We start from the raw sequence: 24,794 nt of genomic DNA, 5'->3' as shown, positions 1-24,794 counted from the left end.
GGTGTTCTATGGGAGAGATGGTGACCGTCCAGGGGACGTTGGGCACAGACTATCGGATGCGCGGTTGCCGCGCATCATGCGATTGCATCAAATTTCGCGAGCGACTGATGTGTCGTATTACACGGCGAGATCGATCTGCTGCACCGTGCCGACGCCACCGTCTTCCCGGAGGTAGATACCACTCGAACGGATCTGGCCATCGAACCGGTTGTCGACGTTCCTGAGGTCGAAACGCGTGCCGATATGGCTCAGGCTGATTGCGCCTACCGCCTTTTCGGCCAGTGTGCCGAGATGATCGTTGCCGTTGCTGTCGCGGGTCCAGATATATAGCTGCCGATAGATCGAGTCGTTTTCATCGATCCAGCCGTTGCCGTCCTGATCGTGGGCGGCCAGCTCCAGGAACCCGTTGTCCGTGGCCGGACCGAACAGTTCGCTGCCGTTGTTGACCTTGCCGTCGTGGTTCCTGTCCAGCACCAGGAAGCCGCTGCCGCTGCCGACGAAGGAAATCGAATCGGGCTTGCCGTCGCTGTCGAGGTCGAAGCTGAACTTGCCTTCCGTGAGTTGTGCCGCCGTGCCGTCGAAGTTGATCACCAAGGGGTCCTGCTTGCGCACGGCATCGCCTGCGCGCAGGCTGAGGTCGACCTGCTCCAGGTGCTCGCGGCTCATCAGCAACGTGAGATCGAAGCGGATCTCGCGACCGTCGGTCGTCTTCACGATGCCTGCGGCACTGAAGCGGGTCTGTTCGGCCTCGAAACGCGTCGCGTGATACTCGTATTCGACGCCGAAGCCAGCCGCTTGCCGGTCAGTGCTCTGCGGATCCGGGATGTCTGCCGCTGACGGTGTCTGCGGCTGGGTGTCTTCCACCTTCAGCAGCCGGACCTTGCGGCCGGTCATCGCCTCCACCATCCGGATCAGCAACTGGAAGCGCAGATCGTTGATCAGGTCTGCATCCAGATCCGGACCCATGGTCGATGTGGCTTCGGCTGCCGCTCGGGCTTCGCCTGAAATCCGCACGGTGTCGGCAGGCAGCGCAGTGCGCTGTGCCGGGGCGTCACCCTCGAAATCCGGGCGGCGCTCGCCCACCCACATCCTGAGCGTCTCTTGCGTGGTGCGTTGTTCGACCGCGTGGCGCTGGTTCGTCATCTGGATGTCGGCGCTGTCGATCTTCATGGGCACACCCGTGCGGCAAGGGATTCATGCAGCACGTGATCGGCCAGTCGGGCGCAAACTTGATACCGGCACTCCGATTCAGGAGTCCGGACCTGTGCCGAGCAAGGTTGCCGCGCCGAGCAGCGCGAAGATTGCAGCGGCGATCGAATGGACGAGTCCCATCGGAATCCTGGCTGCCAACCGGTCACCGACAAGGACGGCAGGAACGTCGGTGATCAGCATCCCGAGCGTGGTACCGATCACAACCAGGAGCGGTGTGCCGAAGTGCACGGCCATGGCCACCGTGGCGATCTGGGTCTTGTCGCCCATTTCGGCGAGGAAGAACGTCACGAGCGTGGCTCCGAACACGCCGAGACGAGTGGCGGCCGTGGTGTCGTCCTTGTCGATTTCGTCGGGAATCAGCGTCCAGATCGCCATGCCGATGAACGAGAGACCGAGGACCCAGCGCAGTACGTCCGCGCTCACGTTGGCACTGATCCAGGTACCGAGCACGCCGGCAAGGCTATGGTTGACGGTGGTGGCCACGAGGATGCCGAGGATGATCGGCAGCGGCTTCTTGAAGCGTGCGGCGAAAACGAAGGCCAGCAACTGGGTCTTGTCGCCGACCTCGGCGAGGGCAACAACTCCCGTCGAGACCAGAAATGGTTCCATCGAAGTATCCGGGCCCGGCGGCAGACGAATGATCACGACTCATCCCGGCCACATCGGATGCGTCGTGATCAATGGTCTCGCCAAGCCCCAGTACCGCTTGCGCCACGACCTGCCGGTCAAGTGTGTTGACGCAAGCCTCTTCGATGCCGAAGAGCAGCTACTCCCCAATGAGGCGCGGATTGTAGCAGGCAGCAGGCGACAAGCGGTCAACTCGCTGTCAGCCCGCGCGCTGCAACGTCTCGACCGCGTTGCGTGCGAGCCTGGCCTCCTCGGGCGTGCGCAGCGGGTAATCGGTCGGCAGGTTCAGCGTGGTCAGCAATCCACCCCAGCGTTCACGCAGGCGGTCACCGATTTCCTCGAGCCTGCCGATGGTGGCGAACTCCTCGGCCATCTCGTCCGGGATCAGGCGCGTCATGTCTTCCCAGCGCCCCTCGACCGAGAGTGCGTGCAAGCGGTCGCCGAGTTCCTGCCAACCGTGCACCTCGAACACGCGACGATAGGTTCGCGTCGATGCGTAGAACGCCACGCGTCGTTTCAGCAGCTTGCGCTCTTCGTCGAGTTCGGCCTCGTCGCGCCCGGTGACCACGACGGGTGCGCCGATGATGTCGATTTCGGACATATCACGCCCGGCCCGGTGCGTGCCTTTTTCCACTGCCGGCAGCATGACTTCGCGCAGGTAGCGTGCCGTGATGACCGGATGTGCGAATACTCCGTCAGCCAGTTCACCGGCCAGTCGCGCCATGTACGGGTTCACGGCAGCCAGGTGGATGGGAATCTTCGGATGTGCGATTGGTTCGGGCGCAAAGACCGGTGGCAGCATCGAGAAGCGATAGTGTGCACCCTCGAACCAGCGTGGTTTGCCGGGATTCTGGAAGCTTTCGAACATCGCTTGCAGGCACTGCACGTACTCGCGCATGCGCGGTCCGGGTGCCGAGGTCCACGGGGTGGCGTAGCGGCGCTCGTTGTGACCCTTCACCTGCGTGCCGAGCCCGAGCGAAAAGCGTCCGCCGGACAGGCGTTGCAGGTCCCAGGCCATCTGCGCGGTGACCATCGGGCTGCGCGGAAAACTGACCGCAATGCCGGTTGCGAGTCCCACGTGACTCGTGTGCTCGGCAGCGATCAGCAGGGGAAAAAAGGGGTCATGGCCGGCCGTTTCGGACGACAGGATGCCGTCGAAACCCAACTCCTCGATCCGTCTGGCGCTTGCGGCAAGGCCACGGAAGCCGAGTTCCTCGGGGTCGCGGCTGAAGCTGTAGCCTTCGATCAGGGCGATACCGACGCGCATGCGGTTTGCCTCCTGGTTGGCAATATGGGTGTTGTTGTCAGCTTATCGTTGCGACGCGGGAAACCTCAACCAGGGACGCGTCGCCAGGGATGCGCAGTGCGCGCTTGCGCAGGGGTGTCTCCGCAGTTTCCAGTCGGGCGCCGGGTCGGCAATGTAGCGGAGGCTGGCCCGGTCTGCGTGGCAGTTCGCACTCTGCGTTGCCCCCGTTGCAATGACGCCATCAGGCGGGGCGTGGTTCGGCGAATTGTCCTCGATTGGCAAAGCTGGTTTTACCCGAGCATACTGCTGCCGAGCAGTTTCAGTCGGGCTGGCTGGTCATCGGGCAACACCACGCGCAGCTGCATCCAGGCTTGCAGGTGTGGCGATGGATGCCAGCAACCCGGCGATGCTATCGAAGGATGGCACGGGATACCTGATGAGGTGCGTGTATTGAACAAGGAACCGAACCGCATCCTTGCCGCCGTCGTCGGTCTGGCCGTTCTGGCGTACGGGATATCGCTCAGCCTCGCGGGCGGTTGGCTGATGTCTAGGGGTGGCACGGCCTATTACCTTGCAGCGGGTCTTGGAACCGTTCTTGCCGGTGTGCTGGTGGCACGCAGGCGGCGTCGTGGTTTGCTCGTCTATCTCGGCGTCGTTCTGTTGACGCTGATCTGGGCGGTGCGTGAGACGGGTATCGATCTGTGGCTGACCCTGCCCCGTGTGGGCGTGCCGCTCGTGGTCGGCGTGGTTGCATGGGCGCCGTGGTGGCTCGTGGGGTGCGCGCCGGCGGCGAGTGATCGCACGTCGTTGCGTTGGGGCGCAGGCATTTTGGGCGGTGTTGTCGCGATTGCTGCCATGGGCTGGTTTGCCTTCCACAACAACCATTCGGGCAATGCCGATACCACGCTGGCGCAGGGCACGGCGATGCACGGTGATGCGGCGCAATGGCTGCACTATGGCAACGATCTGGGCGCGAGTCGCTTTTCTCCGGCCGATCAGATCACGACGGCCAATGCCAGCCGGCTGGAAGTGGCCTGGGTCATGCGTATGGGCGCGCTGCGCCATCTCAAGCAGGGCAATCACCCAGCGCTTGAGACCACGCCGCTCAAGGTGGGTTCGACGCTGTATGTCTGCACCCCCGAGAGTACCGTCATCGCCGTGGACGCGGTGACGGGCACGGAACGCTGGCGCCATGATCCGCAGCCGGACATGACTGGCATGAGTACGATTACCTGCCGGGGGGTCGCTTACCATGAGGCACCCGGTGCTGCGGAATGTCCGCAGCGGATCATTGCGCCGGTAATCGACGGGAAGCTGGTTGCCCTCGATGCGCAAAGCGGAGCACCTTGCCAATCCTTCGGCAGGAACGGAGCGATAGACCTGCACGAAGGGCTGGGCGAGGTCTTGCCTGGCTACTATGGCCTGACGTCGCCGCCGACGATCGTGAACGGCGTCATCGTCGTGGGCGGTGCGATCAAGGACAACGCATCGGTTGACGAACCCTCCGGGGTGATCCGGGGCTATGACGCGGTGACGGGCGTCCTGCGCTGGGCGTGGGATCCGGCCGTCGCGCCCGATGCGCCACCTGCGGCGCTGGGGCAGGTGTATACGCGCGGGGCGCCGAACGCCTGGGGCGTGGCCAGTGGCGATGCGGCACTGGGGCTGGTCTATGTCGGCATGGGCAATGCCACCCCCGATTTCTTCGGCGGGCTGAAGGACGATGACAAGGCCCGCTACGCCAGTTCGGTGACCGCGCTCGATGTCGCGACCGGGCGTCCGCGCTGGTCGTTCCAGACCGTGCATCGCGATATCTGGGACTACGATATCGCAGCACAGGCAACGCTGGTGGATATCGACACGCCGAAGGGAAAGGTCCCTGCGCTGATACAGGCGACCAAAAGCGGCCAGCTCTTCGTGCTGGACCGACGAACCGGTGAGCCCGTGACGCCGCTGGAGACGCGGCCAACCCCGCGCGGCGCGGTGCCGGGTGAAATCCTGGCGCCAGCGCAACCGTTTCCGACGACATTGCCGTCGCTCGTACCGCCCGAACTGTCGGAAGCCTCCATGTGGGGGCTTACGCCCTTCGATCAGGTGTGGTGCCGCGCTCGCTTCCTCGAAACCCGTTATGAAGGGATGTTCACGCCGCCTTCAGTGCGGGGCACGCTGGTCTACCCCTCATCCGTCGGTGGCGTGAACTGGGGAGGGGTGTCGATCGATCCGGAACGACAACGGTTGTTCGTCAACTCGAACCGCATCGCCCAGATCTGGACGCTGGTCCCCCACAGCGAGAAGGAAGAGGCGATCGCCGAGGGCAAGCGGAAGAAGCAGCTGTTGCAGGAACAGGGCTATTACCAGGAACAGGCCGGGACACCCTATGGTGTGGCCCTCGAAATGTTTCTGTCACCGCTGGGCATCCCGTGCACGCCGCCGCCCTGGGGGGTGCTGGAAGCCTTCGATCTGAAGGACAGGACGCGTCTCTGGTCGCGCCCGTTGGGGGGCACCCGTGACCAGTCGTCTCTCGGAATCGATGTGACGTTGGGCACGCCCAACTTCGGTGGGTCACTGGTCACGCGGGGTGGCCTGACTTTCATCGGCGCCGCCGCCGAAAACCGGGTTCGTGCATTCGACAGCCAGACGGGCGCGCTCAAATGGCAGGCAGATGTACCTGCCGGGCCGCAGGCAACCCCAATGACCTACGTGGAGAACGGACGGCAGTACGTCGTATTCGCTGTTGGCGGTTCCGCCATGCTGGGTACCAGGCAGGGGGATTATCTGATCGCTTTTGCACTGCCGCAGTAACGGTGAAGGCGTTGGTTGGCCCGCCGTCACACCGTGTCGAGTTCGTGCATCCACGCCGGTGTGTCGCTCTGACCATGCAACACGCGCCAGATGTCGATTTGTTCAGGGCGCTCGATGTGTAGAGCACGACGTACGGGTGGTGCGCCAGCGACCAGGCACGCCGCCCTGGCAGGTTGAGTTCATGGGTGTGGCGCGGTGCGCCAGTGCCCGGGCGGCATCCGATGTGGGTGTATGCCTGCTCGACGGCTTCGAAGGCAAGCTCGCCGCCACCCGAACAGTCGATTACCTGCACACGCAGGCAGAAGGTACGCGATGCGGTGGTGAACGACTCGGGGCTGCGTTTTGGCCTGGATGTGACGTGCAACGTGGTCACGATCGTCGAGCCGGCGATTGTGTCCACGATCGCACGAGGTCAATACTGGCGTACGGAAAGATATAACGTCTTCGTTTGACCGCTTACGCTGCGTGGAACCCCGGCGGATTTCGCCGACTCGCCACTTTGTACAGGAATCCGCCGATGGCTGGTGCCAGCTTGTTGACCTTGCTTGATGATATTGCCGCCATTCTCGATGACGTGGCGCTCATGACCAAAGTCGCAGCCAAGAAGAGCGCAGCGATCGCCGATGATGTCACGACCATGACCAAAGTGGCGACCCAGAAGACAGCCGGTGTCCTCGGTGATGACCTGGCGCTCAATGCCCAGCAGGTTGCGGACGTGCGTGCGGATCGAGAGCTTCCCGTAGTGTGGGCGGTGGCCAAGGGGTCGCTGATCAACAAATGCATTCTGGTTCCCGCCGCCTTGCTCATCAGCGCATTGCTGCCCAGCTTGATCACGCCACTGTTGATGCTGGGTGGAGCGTTTTTGTGCTTTGAAGGTGCAGAAAAGCTGCTGCACAAGTTATTGCACAGCAAGGCGGATGACGAAGCGGCTCACGTCCAGCACGCTCGTGCCAATGCCAGCCAGAGCGTGGATTTGGTTGCCATGGAAAAGGACAAGATAAAAGGCGCTGTGCGTACGGATTTCATCCTGTCGGCGGAAATCATCGTCATCGCTCTGGGCACGGTCGCTGCGGCCAGCTTCGTGCAACAGGTGGCCGTTCTGGTCGCCATTGCCGTTCTCATGACGGTGGGGGTTTACGGCCTGGTGGGAGGCATCGTCAAGATCGACGATTTGGGCCTTTGGTTGGGTCGCAAACCCCAGGCTGCGGCACAAGTGCTCGGGCGTTTCTTGCTGGCGTTGGCTCCCTGGCTGATGAAATTTCTGGCCATCGCAGGCACCGCAGCCATGTTTCTGGTGGGGGGAGGAATCCTGGTGCACGGCATCAAGTTTTTGCACCATGCCGTGGAAGGCGCGGCACAAGCCGTTGCTCAGGGCAGCATGGGGTGGCTGTGGCAGGCTCTCGCAAGCAATGGGCTCAACGCCGTCGTCGGAGCCTTGGCAGGATTGTTGGTACTGGGTGCAGTACAGATGGCGCAGCGCATGCGGCAAGCGTGAAATCCGGCTGCTGGCCTTGAATCGAGGCGGGGGTACCCATGCCAGCAAAAATCCGAGACGAAGTGCCAGCGGATGTACTGGCCATCGAGACCGTCACGGTTGCGGCCTTTTTGAGTGCGACACACACCAGTCATACCGAGCAGTACGTCGTGAACGCACTGCGACGCGCGGGTGCGCTCTCGATCTCCCTCGTGGCCGAGATCGATGACGTGCTGGTCGGTCACGTGGCGCTGTCACCCGTGAACATCAGTGATGGCAGCGCGCATTGGTTCGGTTTGGGCCCGATCTCGGTACTTCCCGCGCGCCAGCGCGGTGGCATTGGCTCCGCTCTGATGCAGGCAGCACTGGCCGCCCTGCGGCAGCAGAGCGCCCAGGGGTGCGTGCTGCTGGGTGACCCGAGCTATTACGGCCGCTTCGGCTTTCGCGCCAGCCCCGACCTGGTTCTCCCGGGTGTGCCACCTGAGTATTTCCAGGCGTTGCCCCTTGGACCGATGACGCCGCGCGGCATCGTCACCTACCACCTGGCGTTCGAGGCCACAAGCTGAAGCGAGGTCAGGGCGCAGCGTTGTTCAATCAAGGTATTGATTTGCTCAACCACGGCATTGCCAGCAAAACTGTGTCCGGGGTCAGACTGGAGCTTGCGCGCCGTCGCAGGCAGTAACTTTGCCAGCTCCAGAATGCGCCGTTTAGCCTGCGCCTTGGTAAAGCCTACGCCTTCGGCGAACTGCTCCCAATGCTGCGCCTGGACTTCGCTGAACTTGTACTTGCTGCCGATTTTCATCGCCATCTTCTGCGTCAGTGTTGGATACACAGCAGTCGAGAGCGTGTCGTAAAACGGTGCCAGAACGGGAGCCTTGGCTGAGTACAGCAGAGAGAAATTCTTGGCGTGCGCATCATGATTACCAATCAGCGCATTGAAAATCACGTAGTCGAGCAGTCGCAGGACTTGCGGCGCACTGGGGCGTGTCGCACTGCGCACCAGATCAAAGCACTGCGCCAGATCCGGGCCACCTTCATTCTGGTATTTCATTTCGGGCACCACGCCCAGTGCCTGGCAAAAGTCCTCTTGATGAAGCCGTTGCCGGTGCCCCTGGGTATCGATCAGTCGGTCGTAGCGCTCAACCAGCAGAAAGGAGCGATCCAATACCTGGTGAATTCTTGATTTCGCCGGCTTGAGCCGCATGGCATCAGCCAGTGCCATGCAGAATCCCTCGTTGGTCACACTGTCGGGGACGGCGTGAATGGCCGGTTTCAGGATATGGGAGCTGGGTGTACCGCCCCGGGGCAACCCGATGCGCGCACCATCGAAAACCACGGGCAACTTGTCTTGGGCACCGGCCAAGGAAAGCCGCAAGCCGTCTTTGCCTGCCAGCATGGGGCGACGCGGCAATTCATCCAGAATGGCCACGACTTCCTCGTCGCTCAGCCATTGAACGCCATCGCTGCGGTTCGGCACAGGCAAAGCCTGCCCAGGCTCAAGGAACGTCACGGCTCCGGCGCATTCGCCGCCGATGTGGTCCAGCAGCGCAAAGTCGTTCTGGTCAGACACCTGAAACTGTTGCGCAATCAGGCGGCGCATCTGCCCTTCGGGTAGAAGACCGGCAAAGAACGGGCGCGTTTTGCGATCGTCGAACGGCTCCGCCTGCAGGGGCAGCGAGGCGGACAAGGCAACGGCGTTTTTGTGTGACAGCCTATCGGGTGCGTAGCAAAAACTTAGTCGCCCATCGACCAAGGCCAACGTGCCGACACGATCGGCGAAAAGCCAGACTTCCAGCTCATGCGCCATGGCCGTCATCCTCTCGTTGAGTGTCGGAAGCATCAGATGGCAATCCACTCAACTGGACCTCACCACCCAGGGCATCAATGACCCGCAGCACGTTTTCCAGCCGCAAGGTGGGTTTGCCTGCTTCAAGATCGACAATGAAGCGCACGCCCACCCCAGCTGCCAGCGCCAACTGGGGCTGGGTCAGCCCGAGTTGCTTGCGAGCGGCACGCAGTGCACGCCCTAGTTGTTGAGGTGATCGAATGGATGTCATGGCTTGTTCAGTTTCCCGTTCGGGAAATTATCAACCACAACCGGACTATGTGCAAACGATATTTCCCGATCGGGAATGTTCAGTGTGGTTAGGGCATAACTTGCCTTTTGTTTCCCGATCGGGAAATAGTGGTGTTCTCGATTCCAAATTGATAGCTATTTACACCCAATATGGCGCGGTTTTCAGAACCGAGCCAATTTATGGCGCAGTTCGCCTGTCCCATGTCCGAACTGCGCCACTATCTTTTCTTTGCGGAGAATAACGGCATCAATCTCCGCAAAAATTGCAGCCAATAGTCTGGTCAGGCTCACGCCGTGCGCTCGCCATCTGGATTTCCTGCACGGCATCGACCGGCCCTTGGCACAGCACCAGATGCAGGCCCATGCGGTAGCGGTAGCCGACGGTTTGCTTCTTGCTGCTGCCACCCATCAGTGCTTCTCCTGCCGAGTTCGCGCGTGCACTTTTGCGTAATTCACCACCCGCAGCGCCATCGTGTCATTCGTGGCCAGCAGCGTTTGCGCATCAAGCCCTTCACGCAGAAAGGCACGAAAGTCCAGACCGTGCCGTTCAAACCACGCATGCGAGCCGTTCATGCACAGGCCGGCGGTGCGCACAGCATCCACATCCAGCCAGCGCATGGCCGTGACCTGCGTGGCGAAGATGGCGTAAAGCCGATCCACTTCGGCCTGCAAAGCGGTGCTGGCCTGCGGGGTGAGCGGCCCGTGCGGCGAGAAATCGTTCTTGTGGTTGCCTGCGAACACGGCGGTGTAATGCAGACCGTCCTAGGAGCCTGCGCGGCAGAAGCCCAACGCTGCTCTGATAGGCGACAATAATGGCATGACGACGATGGGCGACGACTGCGACATGACGACTTCCTACCTTCCGTATCACCCTGATCAAGGGCATTTGCTGCCGGTGTCGGCGGCGGACTGGCTGCCCGAAGGGCATCTGGCGTACTTCATTGCCGACACCGTGGCCTCGCTGGACCTGTCGGCGTTCCACGCCCGTTACGCCAAGGGCGGGCCACGCAATCAGCCGTTTCACCCGGAGATGATGGTGAAGGTGCTGCTGTATGGCTATGCGACGGGGGTGTTCTCCTCGCGCAAGCTGGCGCGTCGGCTGTATGACGACGTGGCGTTCCGTGTGTTGGCGGCGGGCAACTTCCCGGCGCACCGGACCCTGAGCGATTTCCGTGCGCTGCATCTGGAGGAACTGTCGGCCTTGTTCGTGCAGGTGGTGAAGCTGGCGCGCGAGTGCGGGCTGGTGAAGCTGGGCACGATTGCGGTAGATGGGACGAAGGTGAAGGCCAACGCCTCGCGCCACAAGGCGATGAGCTATGGGCGGATGCTCAAGGCCGAAGTGGAGTTGAAGGAAGAGATTGCGGCGCTGCTGGAGCGCGCCCGCGCCACGGACGCGGCAGAGGCGAGCGAACCCGATCACGATCTGCCGGCCGAGATCGCGCGGCGCGAAGCGCGGCTGGCGGCGATCCAGGCCGGCAAGGCGCGTCTGGAAGCGCAGCAGCGCGAGGCCGATACCGCACGCGGGCGCTATGAAGGCGACGAGCGCAAGCCGCATGATTCCGACGGCAAGCCGAGAAAAGGCAAACCGTTCAAACGCGACTTCGGCGTGCCCGAGGACAGCGACCAGACCAGCTTCACCGATCCGCAGAGCCGGATCATGAAGCAGTCCAACGGCGGCTTCGACCACAGCTACAACGCGCAGACGGCGGTGGATGCCGAGCGTCAGATCATCGTGGCGGCAGAGCTTACCGACTGCGCCGCCGACAGTGGCCAGTTGCCGGGGATGGTGGACGCGGTACAGCGCACGACGGGGGCCTTGCCGAAGCAGGTTCTGGCCGACACCGGCTATCGCAGTGAAGCGGCGCTGGCCGCGCTGGCACACACGCCCTGTGAGGTCATCGTGGCACTGGGGCGAGAAGGGCGCGAACAAGCGCAGGTGGATGCACAAAAATACCCGCACACCGCGGACATGGCGCAAACGCTAGCCAGTGAAGCCGGCAAGGCGGCGTACCGCCGTCGCAAGGCCATCGTGGAAGCACCCAACGGCTGGATCAAATCGGTGTTGGGATTCCGGCAATTCAGTTTTCGTGGCGTGGAGAAGGTACGGGCCGAATGGAAACTGGTGTGTCTGGCGATGAACTTGAGGCGGATGGCAGCGTGGGCATGAGGGGCAAGAGAGAGAAAACTCGCCCTCAGGCCACTGCCACGCTTGGGCATGTGTCATCAGGTACGTGCCGCACAGGTCATTTCCTCCACATCGCCGCGTCCGCTGCTTCAAAAAGTGCGCTTGGAATTTCTCGGCAATGTGATTTCCCTTCTGCCGCGCAGGCTCCTAGGCGGATCAGGCGATTGGCCAGTGCCTGCGGCAGTTGGGCCTTCTCAAAATAGATCAGGTTGGCCAGCGTCACGGTCAACGACTTCGGCACTAGCCCTGCCAGATTCTTGGTCGATGTGCTCTCACGCTTCCAGGGTGTGGCCAAGTCTTCATCATCGATGAAGGTGACGTCCAGCGGATGGGCGCCGCCCGTGGCCCGCAAGATGGTCGGCTCGATATCGTGTGCGGCCATGGGCTGGATGGAGGCGAGGAAACCCCACTGATCCGGATACGGGCGCAGATCGGCATCGACGAAGACGCTGCAGCCACTCTCGCGAGGCCACTTCTGTAGCGGCAAGGCGATCAGGTTGCCAAAGCCGCCTTTGGGCATCGTGTCCTGGTTCGGAAACAGGCGGTCATAGGATTCCAGCTTCAGTTGCCGAGCGCGTGAGCACGTATGGCTGATGATCGCCGTGCCCAAACGCCGGGCATCACGGGCGGAAACGCGGGATGCAAAGAACACCCACGCGTGCGCGCCATTTCCAGACCGAGAGATTTCCAGCGCAGCCGGGACACCCAGTTCATGGCAGGATTGCATGAAAGCGCGGGCGTCGTCGCGCCAGTCGGCCTCGTCAAAATCGACAGCCAAGAAATAGCAGGTGTCATCCTCCAGCAGCGGATAAACGCCGACCGTGTGCTCACCAGCCAGATGGTCGTAGATAACTGAATCGGACATTGGGATCAGCAGGCGGTTGCTGCAATCACCGCATTTGATGCGCGGCTTTTCGCAAACACCGGCGCGCCACTCGTTGGCGCAGGCTGGGGCATAGCCTGATTTACCAGAGGTCTTGCCTTCCCAGCGGATAGGGTACACATCAGTGCGCCCGCGGAACAGGCGGCGGAACAGCGTCACCTTTTCAGCCGTGGAAAGGCGGGATGGTTCTGGTTCTGGAGCAGCCACGGTGATTGGCTGTGGCGGCACCCGCCATTCGATCCCATGAAATTCGAGCAGTGCGACCAAGCGGGCGTTTTCGGCCTGGAGGGCTTTCAGTTCCAAAGCCTGATCGACCTCCGGGCCGTTCATCCCGCGCGCACCGCAGTGAAGGCTGAGTCATCGCCCAGATGGATGAAGATGCGTCCCTGCGCCTGATCGCCCGTCACCTCCAGCCAACCGCGCCCGCTCATCGGGTCGTTCTCATCGGCACCCGACCAGGAAAACTCCACTCGCGCCACGCCGTCCACGCTGCTGACACGCGCATCGATGTCGCCTTGCACCTGGCCGAACTGGAGCGCGCCGGTCAGATCGTCGCGGAGCGTGATGTGCGCCGGGGCATCCATATCAAAGTAGTCGGCATCCCAGACTTCCATACCGGTGATGCGCCAAGTGCCCAGCACAGCCTTCTCGGTTTTCTTCATTCCTCACCTACCAAGCCGGCTTCGGACCAGAAGTGATCGAAGTCATCGCCCACGCCCCAGCCGACGTTCTGCCCCAGTTGGCGCACCCGGTCCAGCCGGGCAATGAATGTGGCCTTCTGCCCGGCGGGCAAGGTCAGCACATATTTCAGTGCCTGCTCGAACATCCGCAACAGCGCGTCATAGAAGCCTTCGTCGTCCATGCCGCATCCGGCCAGAAAGTCGAACACCTCTTCGCAATAGAACACTGTGAGTTCGGCCAGGCCCTCGGGCTGGCCCAGTGCCTTCTTGTAATCGCTGATGGCTTTCTTGGCGGCCATCGCCTTATTCCTTGTCGCCATCCAGCGTGTTGCCGGATTCAATCTGTTTCAGCAAGCGGTCAAAATCGCTCTCAAACAACCGATCCTGCACGATGCGGTATTTCTCGAATTCGCTTTCGGCATGTGCCTTGGCGATTTCTGCAGACACCTTGCCTGCATCCTGCAGAATGTCTCGATCCCAGAGTCCAGGAGGCCGCTCAAGCGTTCCTCCCAATCCTGCATGGTCATGGGGATGCGGCGCATGGGCTGAAGTTCAGCCATGTCCAGATAGGCCGACACGATACGCTGCATCTGCGCCAACTCGAACTCCGACCGGTAGTTCTTGGCGAGGGATACATCGTATTTGTGGATCTTGCCGTGGGGTGCGCCTTCCCAGTGGGTCAGGCCCATGTTTTCTTTCTGGTGGTCCGCCCGATCCACGATCACCTCGGCGGCCGTTTGCCCGTGAACGGCGTAATGCAACTTGTTCTGCACCGCTGCAAAAAACGCTTCGTGGCCGTCGCTGTGGTGTCGTAGTCCAGCGCCGTGGCGTAGATGTCAGTGATCTTCTGTATCCGATCCATCAACCCCATTGTTCACGAGCGAGCAGGTTCATGGCTAAATCCTGGTCATGGACATTCCACGGCAACAGCGCTTCGATTTCTGCGACGGTTTTAGCCAGTGGCAGGCGTTCGAGCACAAGGCACAGCCACGCGTACGGTTCGCGTCCATTGGCCTTGGCCGTCTCGATGAGCGAGTAGACCAACGCACTGGCGCGTGCGCCAGCAGGCGTGTCCGAGAACATCCATGCTTTTCTGTTATGGAAAGCTTCCCATAAACAGCGCAATTGGCTCTTCTGTTGGACCGAGGTCGGTGCCGAGCGGGTGGCGGTTATCCAGTGAGCCTGACCAGACTATCTGAGGGATTTCCGGCCGTTTTTTGTCACGGTTGGCGAGGAGCGGAAGCAAGGCCCCCTCGAAGAGCTTGCAAGAAGCCCTCCGAGGGGGTTGTCTCGTGTTCGACCAAGAATGCGAGACCACTCCAATGTGCCATGCCCTGTTACGCGATGCCAGCTTCTGGCGGTTTTTGCAGCTGATCGATCACGACCGGCGGAGCAGGAGAGCGCGGGCGGCTGTCCGGCGTGCGGTGCGCCGCTGCATCGCGCCGACTACCCGCGCAAAGCCGCGCGGCGTGCCGCGTGCGCTGTTCGGGCCGGACGGGGTGCGACGCCTGAGTTTCTGCTGTGCCCGCGACGGGTGCCGACGGCGCATGACGCCGTCGTCGGTGCGTTTTCTGGGGCGCCGGGTGTTTGCGGGCGCCGTGGTGGTGCTGGCGTGTGCGCTGGCACAGGGTCTGAGTGAGCGGCACCGGCAGCGACTGTGCGAGCGTATCGGGGTCGGTTTGCGCACGCTCGAGCGCTGGCGACGGTGGTGGCGGAGAGATTTCGCAGCCAGTGCGCCGTGGGCGGCGATCCGGGCACGACTGGCCACGCCAGTGGAGGAGCAAGCGTTGCCGCGCGGATTGCTGGAACGCTGGGGTGAGGCCTTCTCGGCAACTTCGGTGGTGGGGCTGCTGCGGCTGCTCGCACCGCTGTCGCGTTCGGTGAGGGCGCGCGGATGACCCGCAGACGATGCGGGTGCCGCGAGGCGGAGGAGCTGCGTAGGCTGCGCATACACTCACCGCACGGGGATTTCGCATGGGCAGGACGGTCGAGGGCGATCGAGACCGCTGGGCACGGCTGCGCTTCATGATCATCGGTCCGCTGCTGGCGGCGCCGCCCGAGCCGGGTGCGCTGCAGCAGACGCTGGTGCAGCTGGCGGCCCGACACTGGCGCCACCCGGTCACGGGGGAGGCCGTGCGGTTCGGGCGCTCGACGATCGAGCGCTGGTACTACGCGGCGAAGAACGCCCGCACGGATCCGGTGGCGGCACTACGCCGCGGGGTGCGCAAGGATGCCGGTCGCCAGCGCAGCCTGTCGACGGCGATCGGTGCGCTGCTGTACGCCCAGTACCACGCGCACCCGAGCTGGACGGTGCAGCTGCACTACGACAACCTGGCCGTACGGCTGCGCGAGGATCCGGCACTCGGGGCGGCGCCCTCGTACGCGAGCGTGCGCCGCTACTTTGCGGCGCAGGGGTTGTTTCGCCAGGCGCGGCGATCCGTGCGCGACAGCGCCGCTCGCGCCGAAGCACGCGAACGGCTCGCGCGGGTCGAGGTCCGCTCTTACGAGAGCGCGCACACCAACGCGCTCTGGCACGCCGACTTCCACCACGGCACACACCCGGTGCTCAGCCGCACGGGCGTGTGGCAAAAACCCGTGCTGCTCGGGGTGATCGATGACCACTCGCGTCTTGCCTGCCACCTGCAGTGGTATCTGGCCGAGACGGCCGAGACCTTCGTGCACGGGCTCTCGCAAGCGCTGCAGAAGCGCGCGTTGCCGCGTGCGCTGATGACCGACAACGGCGCACCGATGCTGGCCGCCGAGGTCACGGCCGGGCTGCACACGCTCGGCATCGTGCACGAGACCACGCTGCCGTACTCGCCGTACCAGAACGCCAAGCAGGAGACGTTCTGGGCGAGCGTGGAGTCGCGCCTGATGGCGATGCTCGAGGGCTGCGCAGAGCTCACGCTCGAGCGGCTGAACGAGGCCACGCAGGCCTGGGTCGAGATGGAGTACAACCGCCGTTCTCACAGCGAACTCGGCTGTTCGCCGCTGGCACGCTACGGCGACGGCACCGATGTCGGACGCGAGTGCCCCGGGAGCGAGCGGCTGCGCCAGGCGTTTCGCACCGAAGCCGTGCGCACCCAACGGCGCTCCGACGGCACGTTCTCGCTCGAGAGCACACGCTTCGAGGTGCCCTCGCGCTACCGCCACCTCGCACGGCTCACGGTGCGCTACGCGCGCTGGGACCTGCGCACGGTCGAGCTGATCGATCCGCTGAGCGGGACGCCGATCTGTGCGCTCTACCCGCTGGACAAGACGGCTCACGCCAGCGCCGCGAGGCGCCTGCACGCAGTGCGCACGCCTACGGTGCCAATACTGCCCGACCCGCCGGCGCACAGCCCCATGGCGCCGCTGTTGCGCGCGCTCATGGTCGAGTATGCCGCCACCGGGCTGCCCCCGGCCTACGTGCCCCTGTCCAACGACGCACCCCTTGCCGAGGATCCGCTGCGATGAACAAGCAACTGCTCGCCCTTTATGGTCTGAAGTGGAATCCCTTCTCGCCCGAACTGCCCACCGAGGCGCTGCGCCTCACGCCGGCGGTGGAGAACTTCGCCTGGCGTATCGAGCACGCGCTCGTGCGCGAAGGCGGCTTCGCGCTGATCAGCGGCGACGTCGGTACGGGCAAGAGCGTGGCGCTGCGCCTGATCGCCGAGCGCCTCGCCCCCGTGCCGGATCTGACCGTCGCCGCACTCACGCACCCGAGCGCCAACCTCGCCGACTTCTACCGCGAGCTCGGTGATCTGTTCGCCGTGGAGCTGCGCCCGCACAACCGCTGGATGGGCTTCAAGGCGCTGCGCACCCGCTGGATCGCCCATCTGGAGAGCACGCGGCTTCGCCCCGTGCTGCTGATCGACGAGGCGCAACAGGTCGCCCCGCTCGTGCTCTCGGAGTTGCGCCTGCTCGCCTCGGCGCACTTCGACTCGCGCAGCCTGCTGAGCGTCGTGCTCGCCGGCGACCAGCGTCTGAACGAGTTGCTGCGCCGCGACGAACTCCTGCCGCTCGGTTCGCGCATCCGCGCACGCCTCTCGCTGGAGTACGCCAGCCGCGAGGAACTGCTGGCCTGCCTGAAGCACCTGCTCGCAAGCGCCGGCGCCCCCGCTCTGATGACACCCGAGCTGATGCACACCGTCTGCGACCACGCCATGGGTAACTACCGTGCGCTCACCACCATGGCCGCGGAACTGCTCGCCGCCGCCGCGCAGCGCGAGCTCGTCCAGCTCGACGAGAAGCTGTACCTCGCGGTGTTCACGCCCCCGGGGCAATCCGCCGGCACGCGCCGCACCCGGCTCACCAGCGCTTGAGCCGGCAACCATGAAATCGTCCCGGCACCACCCCATCGAATTCCCCGAGCAGCTCAGCGACGAGGGCGCGGCACACCCAAGTTCCGCACTTCGTGCCCGGTTTTGGCGGGGTCGCCGCTAGCCACACTCCATGATTTCAACGACTTGGGCGTGCCGCAAGCCCGATTTCCAGACAATCGTGTTGTGTCACGCCTTAACGTTTTGATGGCTTTAATGGCGGGTTGGCATGTGATAGCGTTGACACACGTACACGCGCATCATCACCCGCTCCGGCGGCCGGAGCTACCTGCAACTCGTCGAAGGCTTCCGCACCCACCTGCCGGGGTGCGCCAGCGCGTGGTCGCCAACCTCGGTCGCCTGGATGAGCTGGACGGCAAGAAACTCGATCCACTCATCCACGGCTTGCAGCGTGCGCTCGGTCGCGTGCCGATCTCGGCACCCGTGCCGGAGTACGACTCGGCACGGGCGCTGGGCGATGTGCATGCCCTGAATGAACTGTGGTCGAGTCTGGGTTTGGGCGATGCCGTACGTCAGGCCCTGCGCTCCTCGCGCCGCGCATTCGATGCCGAGGCGATGGTGCGGGCGATGGTGTTCAACCGCCTGTGTGCACCCGATTCCAAGCTCGGCTGTCTGGAATGGCTGGAGACGGTGGCGATCCCGGGCATGCCCGAGGCGGTCTCGCACGATCACCTGCTGCGCACGCTGGATGCGCTGATGGATCGCGCCGGGAAGGTCGAGGCGAAGGTGGCCCAGCTGTTGCGGCCGATGCTCGATCAGCAATTGTCGGTGGTGTTCTACGATCTGACCACGGTGCGCATCCACGGCGAGGGCCATGTTCCCGAGGATGTACGTGCCTATGGCATGAACAAGGAAACTGGCGGCATCGCCCGGCAGTTCGTGCTGGGCGTGGTGCAGTCGGCCGAGGGTTTGCCGCTGATGCACACCGTGCATGCCGGCAACGTTGCCGAGACCGCCACCCTCAAGGCCATGCTCGAACAGGTGCTGGCGCGCTTCCCGGTCGAGCGGGTGATCCCGGTCGCCGACCGCGGTCTGCTCAGTCTGGACAACATCGCCCAGATCGGCGAGCTGGCCCGGCAGACCGAGCGCAAGTTGCAGTTCATCTGGCGGTGCCGGCACGGCGCTACGCAGAGCTGGGCGGCACGCTCGATGCGATGAGCTTCGGCGAGGGTCTGGCCGAAGGCCGCTTCGCCGAGCACCGGCTGGTGGTCGCGCACGATCCGACCCGAGCGGCCGAGCAGACGGCCAGCCGCCACCAACGCATCGCCGAACTGGAAGCCTTCGCCGACCAGCTTGTCGCCAAGCTCGACGCGCAGGACAAAGGCCTCACCGAACGCGGCCGCAAGGCCAGCGACCGCGGTGCCTACAGCCGCTTCCAGCAAGCCGTTGCCGAGGCCGAGTTGACTCGCTTCGTGAAGCCGCAATACCACGCCGAGCGCTTCAGCTATACCCTCGACGAGGCGGCCATCGCACGCGCGGAGACCTTCGACGGCAAGCTGGTACTGCTGACCAATGTCGAGGACTTTACAGCCGCGCAGATCGTCGAGCGCTACAAGAGCACTCGCCGACATCGAGCGCGGCTTCCGGGTGCTCAAGAGCGACCTTGCGATTGCACCGGTGTACCACCGCCTCCCGGATCGCATCCGCGCGCACGCGCTGATCTGCTTCCCGGCGCTGCTGCTGTATCGGGTGATGCGCATGCGCTTGAAGCAGCACGGCAGCGTCCACAGCCCGAAGACCGCGCTGGAGCTGCTGCGGCGAATCCAGCAGCACCGCGTCACTATCGGCACGCAACACCTGACCGGTATTGGCAAGATCACACCCCAGCAACTCCAACTCTTCGAGGCCTTGACCGTCAAAGCACCCGCCTGAAGCGCTTGTTGTGGCATTTTTGACTTACGTCACCAAGTCAAATCAAACACTTGCGTGATTAGCTGCGGAACTTGGGGGCACACATCCTCGACTTCCTCTACGAGGTGATCCGCGCCTTCGAGTCGCGCTACTTCGTGCAGATCCGTCGCCACCATCGCCACACCGCCGCTGAGTACGCCGCCCAGCGCGCCGAGCGCACCCAGCTCGAACTGCCCCTCACAATCCCCGACGAGCCGTCCGACCCGGTCTTCTGAGCCATCGTCAGACCGTCGCCACAGCGCCTCGCAGCCGCCGGGCGCTGCGGTTGCGTCGCACCCAAAACGCGGTCGACACCGGCAGCGCCAATGCCGGACACCTCGCAATATCACATCACGGCTGCAGACCATCAGAAAGCGTGATCAGCTCGCCATCGATTACCGTGGTCATGCTCAGCCACATTGAATTCATTCATGACAGGCTTTCCATGTATGGGCGCATCACATTGGCCACGCGGCACAGGGTGGCATAGCGCCAGAGTTCATCCATGCTCACGCGCTTGGCACGCCAGCCTTCCTGTAGCGCCTCCAGGGCGACATCAAGGCCGATCTTCTTGCGGAACTTGAAGCAGTCCGCCACGGTACGGGCGACATTGGTCACCCGCACCGGCACACTATCGATGAGGTGCTCCTCGATCCCATCCGTCAGTGCAGCCCCAGAAAAGCGCACGATGCGCAGCGGCGGGTAATCCATCTTCGGTGCACGAGCCTTGTTGGGAATGGCGAGCCAGACCTCGAATGGCGACTGCGTGGTGAGGTCGTGCACGCGCAGAGCCGACAGCAGGCAGACGATGGCTTGCGGGTGTTTGCGTGCCACCTCGGCCAGCGTGCCATGCTCGGATACGCTGCGATCTGGACGGGCATACAGACCGCGACCCACGCGGGTGAGCAGGCCCTGCCGAACCAGCCGCGTGAGGGCGACACTGGGCAGACCCAGCGCGTCGAGATCTCGCGGGCGTATGAGGCCGCGCTGAGCGGCGAGATCGAGAATGGTCTGGTGCGAAGTTTCCATGCCACCATGATGTTGCATTACGTCGGCAGTTGTCAATATATACCGACAGAACACAACCAATGTGGTTTCTCTGCTCCCCGATGCTGCAATCCAACCGCTTGATTCGTTCGCGCGTAACCCTTTGATCTGTATGGGTCTGCGTTGCGGCCTTTGCGGACTTCAGGGCCAGTTCCAGGGAGCGAGGTCGGAGCGAGGAATGGCCAGGAGAGAGTGAAATGTGGCCCGGAACGGCCAGTGCGGGCGGCTGGCGAAGTCCGCAGGCTTCCGCAGGAACTCACAACAACACGCGGGAACTGGCGCAAATAGACAAGAAAAAGCCCCAACTGATAACAGTTGGGGCTTCAGTATTGGTGGTGGAACACGGAACCGAACCCGCGTCCGTAATCCGAGCCAGATAGTAACGCCTTCGCCTTGGGGGCGTGGATTCGACGATTTGGCCACCCGCGCCTGAGACCGTGCGCAAGCGCGTCGCACTCAGCTTGACTGAGGCAATCCATCCCCTACCAAGTAGGAGACAAACCTTCCGAGTTCGGTCGCTTTTGGTCGCCAGTTGGAAACTTTTGCACTATCCTGTCGTCCTTTACCAATCATCCGACTGGCCCCTTCCATGCCCAAAAACACCAGCGAAAGCGGAATTCTGACGATCAAGGATGTTGCCGAATACCTGAAGGTAACGGAGCGGACGATCTACCGACTCGCGGCAGCCAAGAAAATACCGGCCTTCAAGGTCGGCGGGACATGGCGCTTCCGGGCAACGGACATCGACGGCTGGATAGCCGACCAGTCGAAGAAGGCGGAGGACTCCGATTGATTACCGCCTACCATGCCAAGTACTACGCCCACGAGCTGACGCGGCGACACGCCGCCGATGGCGTAGATCGCCTCTCCCAATCGCTGTTCGATGCCAGCGTCGATCTGAACCCGCATCAGATCGAGGCGGCGCTGTTCGCCCTTCGGAACCCATTGCAGGAAGGCGTACTGCTGGCTGACGAGGTGGGGCTGGGCAAGACCATCGAAGCCGCGCTGGTGGTTTGCCAATACTGGGCTGAACGCCGCCGTCGGCTCCTCGTCATCTGCCCGGCGAGCCTGCGCAAGCAATGGGCGCAGGAGCTGCACGACAAGTTCGCCGTGCCCACCACCGTGGTGGATGCCGTTTCTCTGCGCAAGCAGTCCGCTGGCGACATGCTCGCCACACTGCAGCGGCTGGTCGGCAAGGCGGTCGTGATCATGTCCTACCAGTTCGCCGCCAAACTGGAAGCCGAGCTGCGTGCCGTGCCTTGGGACGTGGTGGTCATCGACGAAGCGCACAAGCTGCGCAACGCGCACCGCGCCAGCAACCGCACCGGGCAGGCGCTCAAGCGCGCACTGCAAGGCCGCAAGAAGCTGCTGCTCACCGCCACGCCGCTGCAGAACTCGCTGATGGAGCTGTACGGCCTGTCGACGCTGATCGACGAGCACCTGTTCGGCGACGAAGACGGCCTTCCGCAAGCAGTTCATGAACAGCGGGACGGGCCTGGACGAATTGCGCGAGCGCCTTGCCAGCTTCGCCAAACGCACACTCCGCCGTGACGTGCTGGAGTACATCAAGTACACCGAACGCAAGGCGCTCACCCAGCCGTTCAACCCCACCGACGATGAGCAGGCGCTGTATGAGCGCATCTCGGCCTTTCTGCAAAAGGAAGACTCCTACGCCCTGCCCAAACGGCAGCGCCATCTCACGGCACTGATCTTGCGCAAGCTGCTGGCCTCCAGTTCGCACGCCGTCGCTGCCACGTTGGTCACCATCCGCGAGCGCCTGCAGGGCTTGCTCACGGCAGACAAAACGGAAGACAAAACGGAAGACGACGGCAGCCAACTGGTCGAACAGCTCATTGCCGAGGACGATCTGGAGCAGGACTACCTGGAAGAGGAAGCCAGCGAGGGCGACGAAGACACCGAAGCCCCTGCGTCCGGGCCAGCCGAGGACGGCAAGCCGGGCGCTGCAAAAGATGCGCATGCTGTCCGCGCTGCCATAACCGCCGAGATTGCGGAGCTGGCCGCGTTCGTCGATGCCGCTCAAACTCTGAAAACCGACACCAAGGCCCAGGCGCTTCTGAAGGGGCTCGCTCTGGGCTTCGACAATATGGCCGAGCTGCGTGCGCCACGTAAAGCCATCATCTTCACGGAATCCAAGCGTACACAGGAGTACCTGCACCGCTTTCTCTCCGCCAACGGCCACGCAGGCAAGCTGGTGCTGTTCAGCGGCACCAACAATCATGAAGACTCCACCGTCATCTACCAACGCTGGCTCGAAGAGTACAAAGGCACGGATCGCGTCACCGGCTCGCCGCAGGTGGATCGCCGCACCGCGCTGATCGACCACTTCCGCAAGGACGACGGCACCGGCGCGGAAATCATGATCGCCACTGAAGCGGCTGCCGAAGGTGTCAACCTGCAGTTCTGCGCGCTGATCATCAATTACGACCTGCCGTGGAACCCGCAGCGAGTCGAACAGCGCATTGGCCGCTGCCACCGTTACGGCCAACGCTACGATGTGGTGGTCATCAACTTCTTGAACACCCGCAACCAGGCCGACCAGCGTGTGCTGGAACTGCTCACCGAAAAATTCAACCTGTTCTCCGGTGTGTTCGGTGCAAGCGATGAAGTGCTGGGTCGCATTGAAGGCGGCCTCGACTTCGAGAAACGCATCCTCCAGATCTACGACACCTGTCGCCAGCCCGAGCAGATCGAAGCCGCCTTCAACGCCCTGCAAGCTGAGCTGGAAGAAGTCATTGCCGACCGCATCAAAGACACCCAGTCCCAATTGCTGGAGAACTTCGATGAGGACGTTCACGACCGCCTCAAACTGCGTCTTCAAGACGCCGAAGCGCGGCTCGACAAGCTGGGGCGCTGGTTCTGGGGTGTCACCTGCTTTGCATTGGGCGGCCGCGCGCGCTTCGACGAGCAGTCCTACGCGTTTTCTCTGAGCACGCCGCCAACTGGAATCGCCACCGGCCGCTACCAGCTCATTCGTGGTGCGGCCCAGCCGGACATGCTGGCGCACGCCTACCGCCTCAGCCACCCGCTGGGGGAATGGAGCATTGATACCAGCCTGAATGCGGCAACGCCCGTCGCCACCTTGAAGCTCGACTATGGCAAACACGGCGCACGGGTCTCCGTCATCGAGAGACTGCGCGGCATGTCCGGCTGGCTGACGCTGGCCCGGCTGGAAGTCACCGCCTTCGAGACCACCGAGGCGCTGCTGTTCTCCGGCCTCACCGACGATGGTCAGGTACTAGACCAGGAAACCTGCGAAAAGCTGATGGCCCTTCCCGCCGCAGCCAAGCCAGCGCCCCTACAAGAATTTGTGCCAAAAACGCTTCTAGCCAATAGCCATCAAGCGGTAGCAGCTACTATTTCAGGAGTTCTGGAGGCCAACCAGCGCCTCTTCCATGAAGAGCGCGACAAGCTCGAACGCTGGGCCGACGACAAGCTGCTGGCCGCCGAAGAGGCCCTGAAGAACACCAAAGCCCGCATCGCGCAGCTCAAGCGCGATGCCCGCAAGGCCGCCACCTTGCAGGAGCAAGACGGCATCCAGCGCGAACTGGCTGAGCAAGAGCGCAAGCAACGTCGCCAACGGCAAGAAGTTTTTGAGGTGGAAGACGAAATCATCGCCAAGCGCGATGCGCTGATTGCCTCGCTTCAGCAGCGCTTGCAAGAAAAAACCAGCCACGAGACCCTGTTCAGCATCCGCTGGCAGGTAACCTGAAGCATCTATTCACCAAGAAATCAGAAACTCCGAGATCAGGGCACACCATGACCAATAAACAGAATCCAAAGTTCCGGGAGCTCGTCGCCAAGTTGCGCGAGATCTTCCAGATCGACCGCCCGGAACTCGACTTCGGCATCTACCGCATCCTCAATGCTCGTGCCGATGAGGTCAACGACTACCTGCAAAACCGGCTGGCCGAGAAGGTGCAGGCTGCCCTGTCCGCTGGCAGCACCGCCAGTGCCCAGCAGTTGCAGGCCGATCTGGACGAAGCGATCAAGCAGGCACAGGCGCTAGGGGCGAACCCCGACGACCTGCCCAAGGTCAAGGATTTACGCGCCCGGCTGAAGGATGCGACCGCAGGCAGCAGCGAACACGAGAACGCAGTGTTCTCGCACCTGCTCACTTTTTTCTCGCGCTATTACCAAGATGGTGACTTCATCAGCCAGCGCCGCTACAAAGGCGACACCTACGCCATCCCCTACGCAGGCGAAGAGGTGATGCTGCACTGGGCCAACAAGGATCAGTACTACACCAAGAGCGGCGAGAACTTCAGCAACTACAGCTTCAAGCTCGAAGACGGCCGCACAGGTAACCGTCCAAACCACGCCGTTCTGTTATG

At 63.0% G+C, this 24,794-nt stretch carries 19 protein-coding genes and 6 pseudogenes; 12 read left to right on the top strand and 13 right to left on the bottom strand.

Annotation, left to right across the window (positions count from 1 at the left end; all coding sequences use genetic code 11):
• Positions 1 to 117: 117 nt before the first annotated feature.
• The 3 genes from H7A12_15025 to H7A12_15015 all read right to left on the bottom strand — a co-directional run bounded on the left by H7A12_15025 (position 118) and on the right by H7A12_15015 (position 3,106).
• The gene (locus H7A12_15025; protein MCP5322104.1) at positions 118 to 1,170 is read right to left on the bottom strand and encodes a VCBS repeat-containing protein; all 1,053 of its coding nucleotides are present in this window, start codon (positions 1,168 to 1,170) and stop codon (positions 118 to 120) included.
• A 78-nt stretch (positions 1,171 to 1,248) separates the two neighbouring features.
• Complete coding sequence (locus tag H7A12_15020) at positions 1,249 to 1,821, bottom strand: TMEM165/GDT1 family protein (GenBank protein MCP5322103.1); 573 nt, start codon at positions 1,819 to 1,821, stop codon at positions 1,249 to 1,251.
• A gap of 217 nt (positions 1,822 to 2,038) precedes the next feature.
• A complete protein-coding gene (locus H7A12_15015) occupies positions 2,039 to 3,106 on the bottom strand; it encodes a TIGR03617 family F420-dependent LLM class oxidoreductase (protein MCP5322102.1) in 1,068 nt (355 codons plus the stop codon).
• A 429-nt stretch (positions 3,107 to 3,535) separates the two neighbouring features.
• Here H7A12_15015 and H7A12_15010 point away from each other — a divergent pair, with 429 nt between their 5' ends.
• The 3 genes from H7A12_15010 to H7A12_15000 all read left to right on the top strand — a co-directional run bounded on the left by H7A12_15010 (position 3,536) and on the right by H7A12_15000 (position 7,924).
• Complete coding sequence (locus tag H7A12_15010; GenBank protein ID MCP5322101.1) at positions 3,536 to 5,884, top strand: pyrroloquinoline quinone-dependent dehydrogenase; 2,349 nt, start codon at positions 3,536 to 3,538, stop codon at positions 5,882 to 5,884.
• A 517-nt stretch (positions 5,885 to 6,401) separates the two neighbouring features.
• Positions 6,402 to 7,379 (top strand): DUF808 domain-containing protein, encoded by a 978-nt coding sequence (locus H7A12_15005; GenBank protein ID MCP5322100.1) that lies wholly within the window; start codon positions 6,402 to 6,404, stop codon positions 7,377 to 7,379.
• Between the two features lie 38 nt (positions 7,380 to 7,417).
• Positions 7,418 to 7,924: an N-acetyltransferase gene (locus H7A12_15000; GenBank protein ID MCP5322099.1), complete on the top strand. Its 507-nt coding sequence runs from the start codon at positions 7,418 to 7,420 to the stop codon at positions 7,922 to 7,924.
• Here H7A12_15000 and H7A12_14995 read toward each other — a convergent pair.
• The 4 genes and pseudogenes from H7A12_14995 to H7A12_14980 form a co-directional block, all read right to left on the bottom strand.
• Positions 7,894 to 9,174 carry a type II toxin-antitoxin system HipA family toxin gene (locus H7A12_14995; protein ID MCP5322098.1) on the bottom strand — a complete coding sequence of 427 codons (1,281 nt, stop codon included), beginning with the start codon at positions 9,172 to 9,174 and terminating at the stop codon, positions 7,894 to 7,896. The two genes, H7A12_15000 and H7A12_14995, sit on opposite strands and share 31 nt — an antisense overlap.
• The gene (locus H7A12_14990; GenBank protein ID MCP5322097.1) at positions 9,155 to 9,415 is read right to left on the bottom strand and encodes a helix-turn-helix transcriptional regulator; all 261 of its coding nucleotides are present in this window, start codon (positions 9,413 to 9,415) and stop codon (positions 9,155 to 9,157) included. The genes H7A12_14995 and H7A12_14990 overlap by 20 nt, the downstream gene beginning before the upstream one ends.
• A 267-nt stretch (positions 9,416 to 9,682) precedes the next feature.
• Positions 9,683 to 9,844: a hypothetical protein gene (locus tag H7A12_14985; GenBank protein MCP5322096.1), complete on the bottom strand. Its 162-nt coding sequence runs from the start codon at positions 9,842 to 9,844 to the stop codon at positions 9,683 to 9,685.
• Positions 9,844 to 10,281, bottom strand: a pseudogene (locus H7A12_14980) (S49 family peptidase). Before H7A12_14980 ends, H7A12_14985 begins: the two are co-directional and overlap by 1 nt.
• Between H7A12_14980 and H7A12_14975 the strand changes: the two are divergent.
• Complete coding sequence (locus H7A12_14975) at positions 10,280 to 11,602, top strand: IS1182 family transposase (protein MCP5322095.1); 1,323 nt, start codon at positions 10,280 to 10,282, stop codon at positions 11,600 to 11,602. The pseudogene H7A12_14980 and the gene H7A12_14975 overlap by 2 nt on opposite strands.
• Before the next feature lie 160 nt (positions 11,603 to 11,762).
• On the opposite strand, the pseudogene H7A12_14970 reads toward H7A12_14975, so the two are convergent.
• The 5 genes and pseudogenes from H7A12_14970 to H7A12_14950 form a co-directional block, all read right to left on the bottom strand.
• A pseudogene (locus H7A12_14970) lies at positions 11,763 to 12,833 on the bottom strand (DEAD/DEAH box helicase).
• A complete protein-coding gene (locus H7A12_14965) occupies positions 12,830 to 13,165 on the bottom strand; it encodes a hypothetical protein (GenBank protein MCP5322094.1) in 336 nt (111 codons plus the stop codon). Before H7A12_14965 ends, H7A12_14970 begins: the two are co-directional and overlap by 4 nt.
• Entirely contained in the window at positions 13,162 to 13,503 is a 342-nt protein-coding gene (locus H7A12_14960) for a hypothetical protein (protein MCP5322093.1), read from the bottom strand. Before H7A12_14960 ends, H7A12_14965 begins: the two co-directional genes overlap by 4 nt.
• Positions 13,487 to 14,033: pseudogene (locus H7A12_14955) on the bottom strand (virulence RhuM family protein). Before H7A12_14955 ends, H7A12_14960 begins: the two are co-directional and overlap by 17 nt.
• Positions 14,034 to 14,044: 11 nt before the next feature.
• Positions 14,045 to 14,278 (bottom strand): annotated as a pseudogene (locus tag H7A12_14950) (transposase domain-containing protein).
• A 452-nt stretch (positions 14,279 to 14,730) separates the two neighbouring features.
• Between H7A12_14950 and H7A12_14945 the strand changes: the two are divergent.
• From H7A12_14945 to H7A12_14925, 5 genes and pseudogenes are all read left to right on the top strand, one after another.
• A complete protein-coding gene (locus H7A12_14945) occupies positions 14,731 to 15,081 on the top strand; it encodes a hypothetical protein (protein MCP5322092.1) in 351 nt (116 codons plus the stop codon).
• A 76-nt stretch (positions 15,082 to 15,157) separates the two neighbouring features.
• On the top strand, positions 15,158 to 16,639 hold the full coding sequence (locus H7A12_14940) for a transposase (GenBank protein ID MCP5322091.1): 1,482 nt from the start codon (positions 15,158 to 15,160) through the stop codon (positions 16,637 to 16,639).
• The gene (locus H7A12_14935; GenBank protein ID MCP5322090.1) at positions 16,636 to 17,487 is read left to right on the top strand and encodes an AAA family ATPase; all 852 of its coding nucleotides are present in this window, start codon (positions 16,636 to 16,638) and stop codon (positions 17,485 to 17,487) included. The genes H7A12_14940 and H7A12_14935 overlap by 4 nt, the downstream gene beginning before the upstream one ends.
• 256 nt (positions 17,488 to 17,743) lie before the next feature.
• Positions 17,744 to 19,377, top strand: a pseudogene (locus H7A12_14930) (IS1634 family transposase).
• A gap of 71 nt (positions 19,378 to 19,448) precedes the next feature.
• Positions 19,449 to 19,631, top strand: a complete 183-nt coding sequence (locus H7A12_14925) for a hypothetical protein (GenBank protein ID MCP5322089.1) — start codon at positions 19,449 to 19,451, stop codon at positions 19,629 to 19,631.
• A 193-nt stretch (positions 19,632 to 19,824) separates the two neighbouring features.
• Here the strand turns inward: H7A12_14925 and H7A12_14920 are convergent, their stop codons facing one another.
• Positions 19,825 to 20,424, bottom strand: a complete 600-nt coding sequence (locus H7A12_14920; protein ID MCP5322088.1) for an AbiEi antitoxin N-terminal domain-containing protein — start codon at positions 20,422 to 20,424, stop codon at positions 19,825 to 19,827.
• 607 nt (positions 20,425 to 21,031) lie between these two features.
• Here H7A12_14920 and H7A12_14915 point away from each other — a divergent pair.
• From H7A12_14915 to H7A12_14905, 3 genes and pseudogenes are all read left to right on the top strand, one after another.
• Positions 21,032 to 21,235 carry a helix-turn-helix domain-containing protein gene (locus H7A12_14915; protein ID MCP5322087.1) on the top strand — a complete coding sequence of 68 codons (204 nt, stop codon included), beginning with the start codon at positions 21,032 to 21,034 and terminating at the stop codon, positions 21,233 to 21,235.
• A pseudogene (locus H7A12_14910) lies at positions 21,232 to 24,172 on the top strand (DEAD/DEAH box helicase). Before H7A12_14915 ends, H7A12_14910 begins: the two are co-directional and overlap by 4 nt.
• A gap of 47 nt (positions 24,173 to 24,219) precedes the next feature.
• On the top strand, positions 24,220 to 24,794 hold a 575-nt coding region (locus H7A12_14905; GenBank protein ID MCP5322086.1), incomplete at its 3' end, for a site-specific DNA-methyltransferase.

Source organism: Pseudomonadales bacterium (assembly GCA_024234165.1).
GTDB lineage: Bacteria > Pseudomonadota > Gammaproteobacteria > Pseudomonadales > UBA5518 > UBA5518.
The sequence above is the reverse complement of the archived record's forward strand: the minus strand, read 5'-3'. Positions and strand labels throughout refer to the sequence as shown.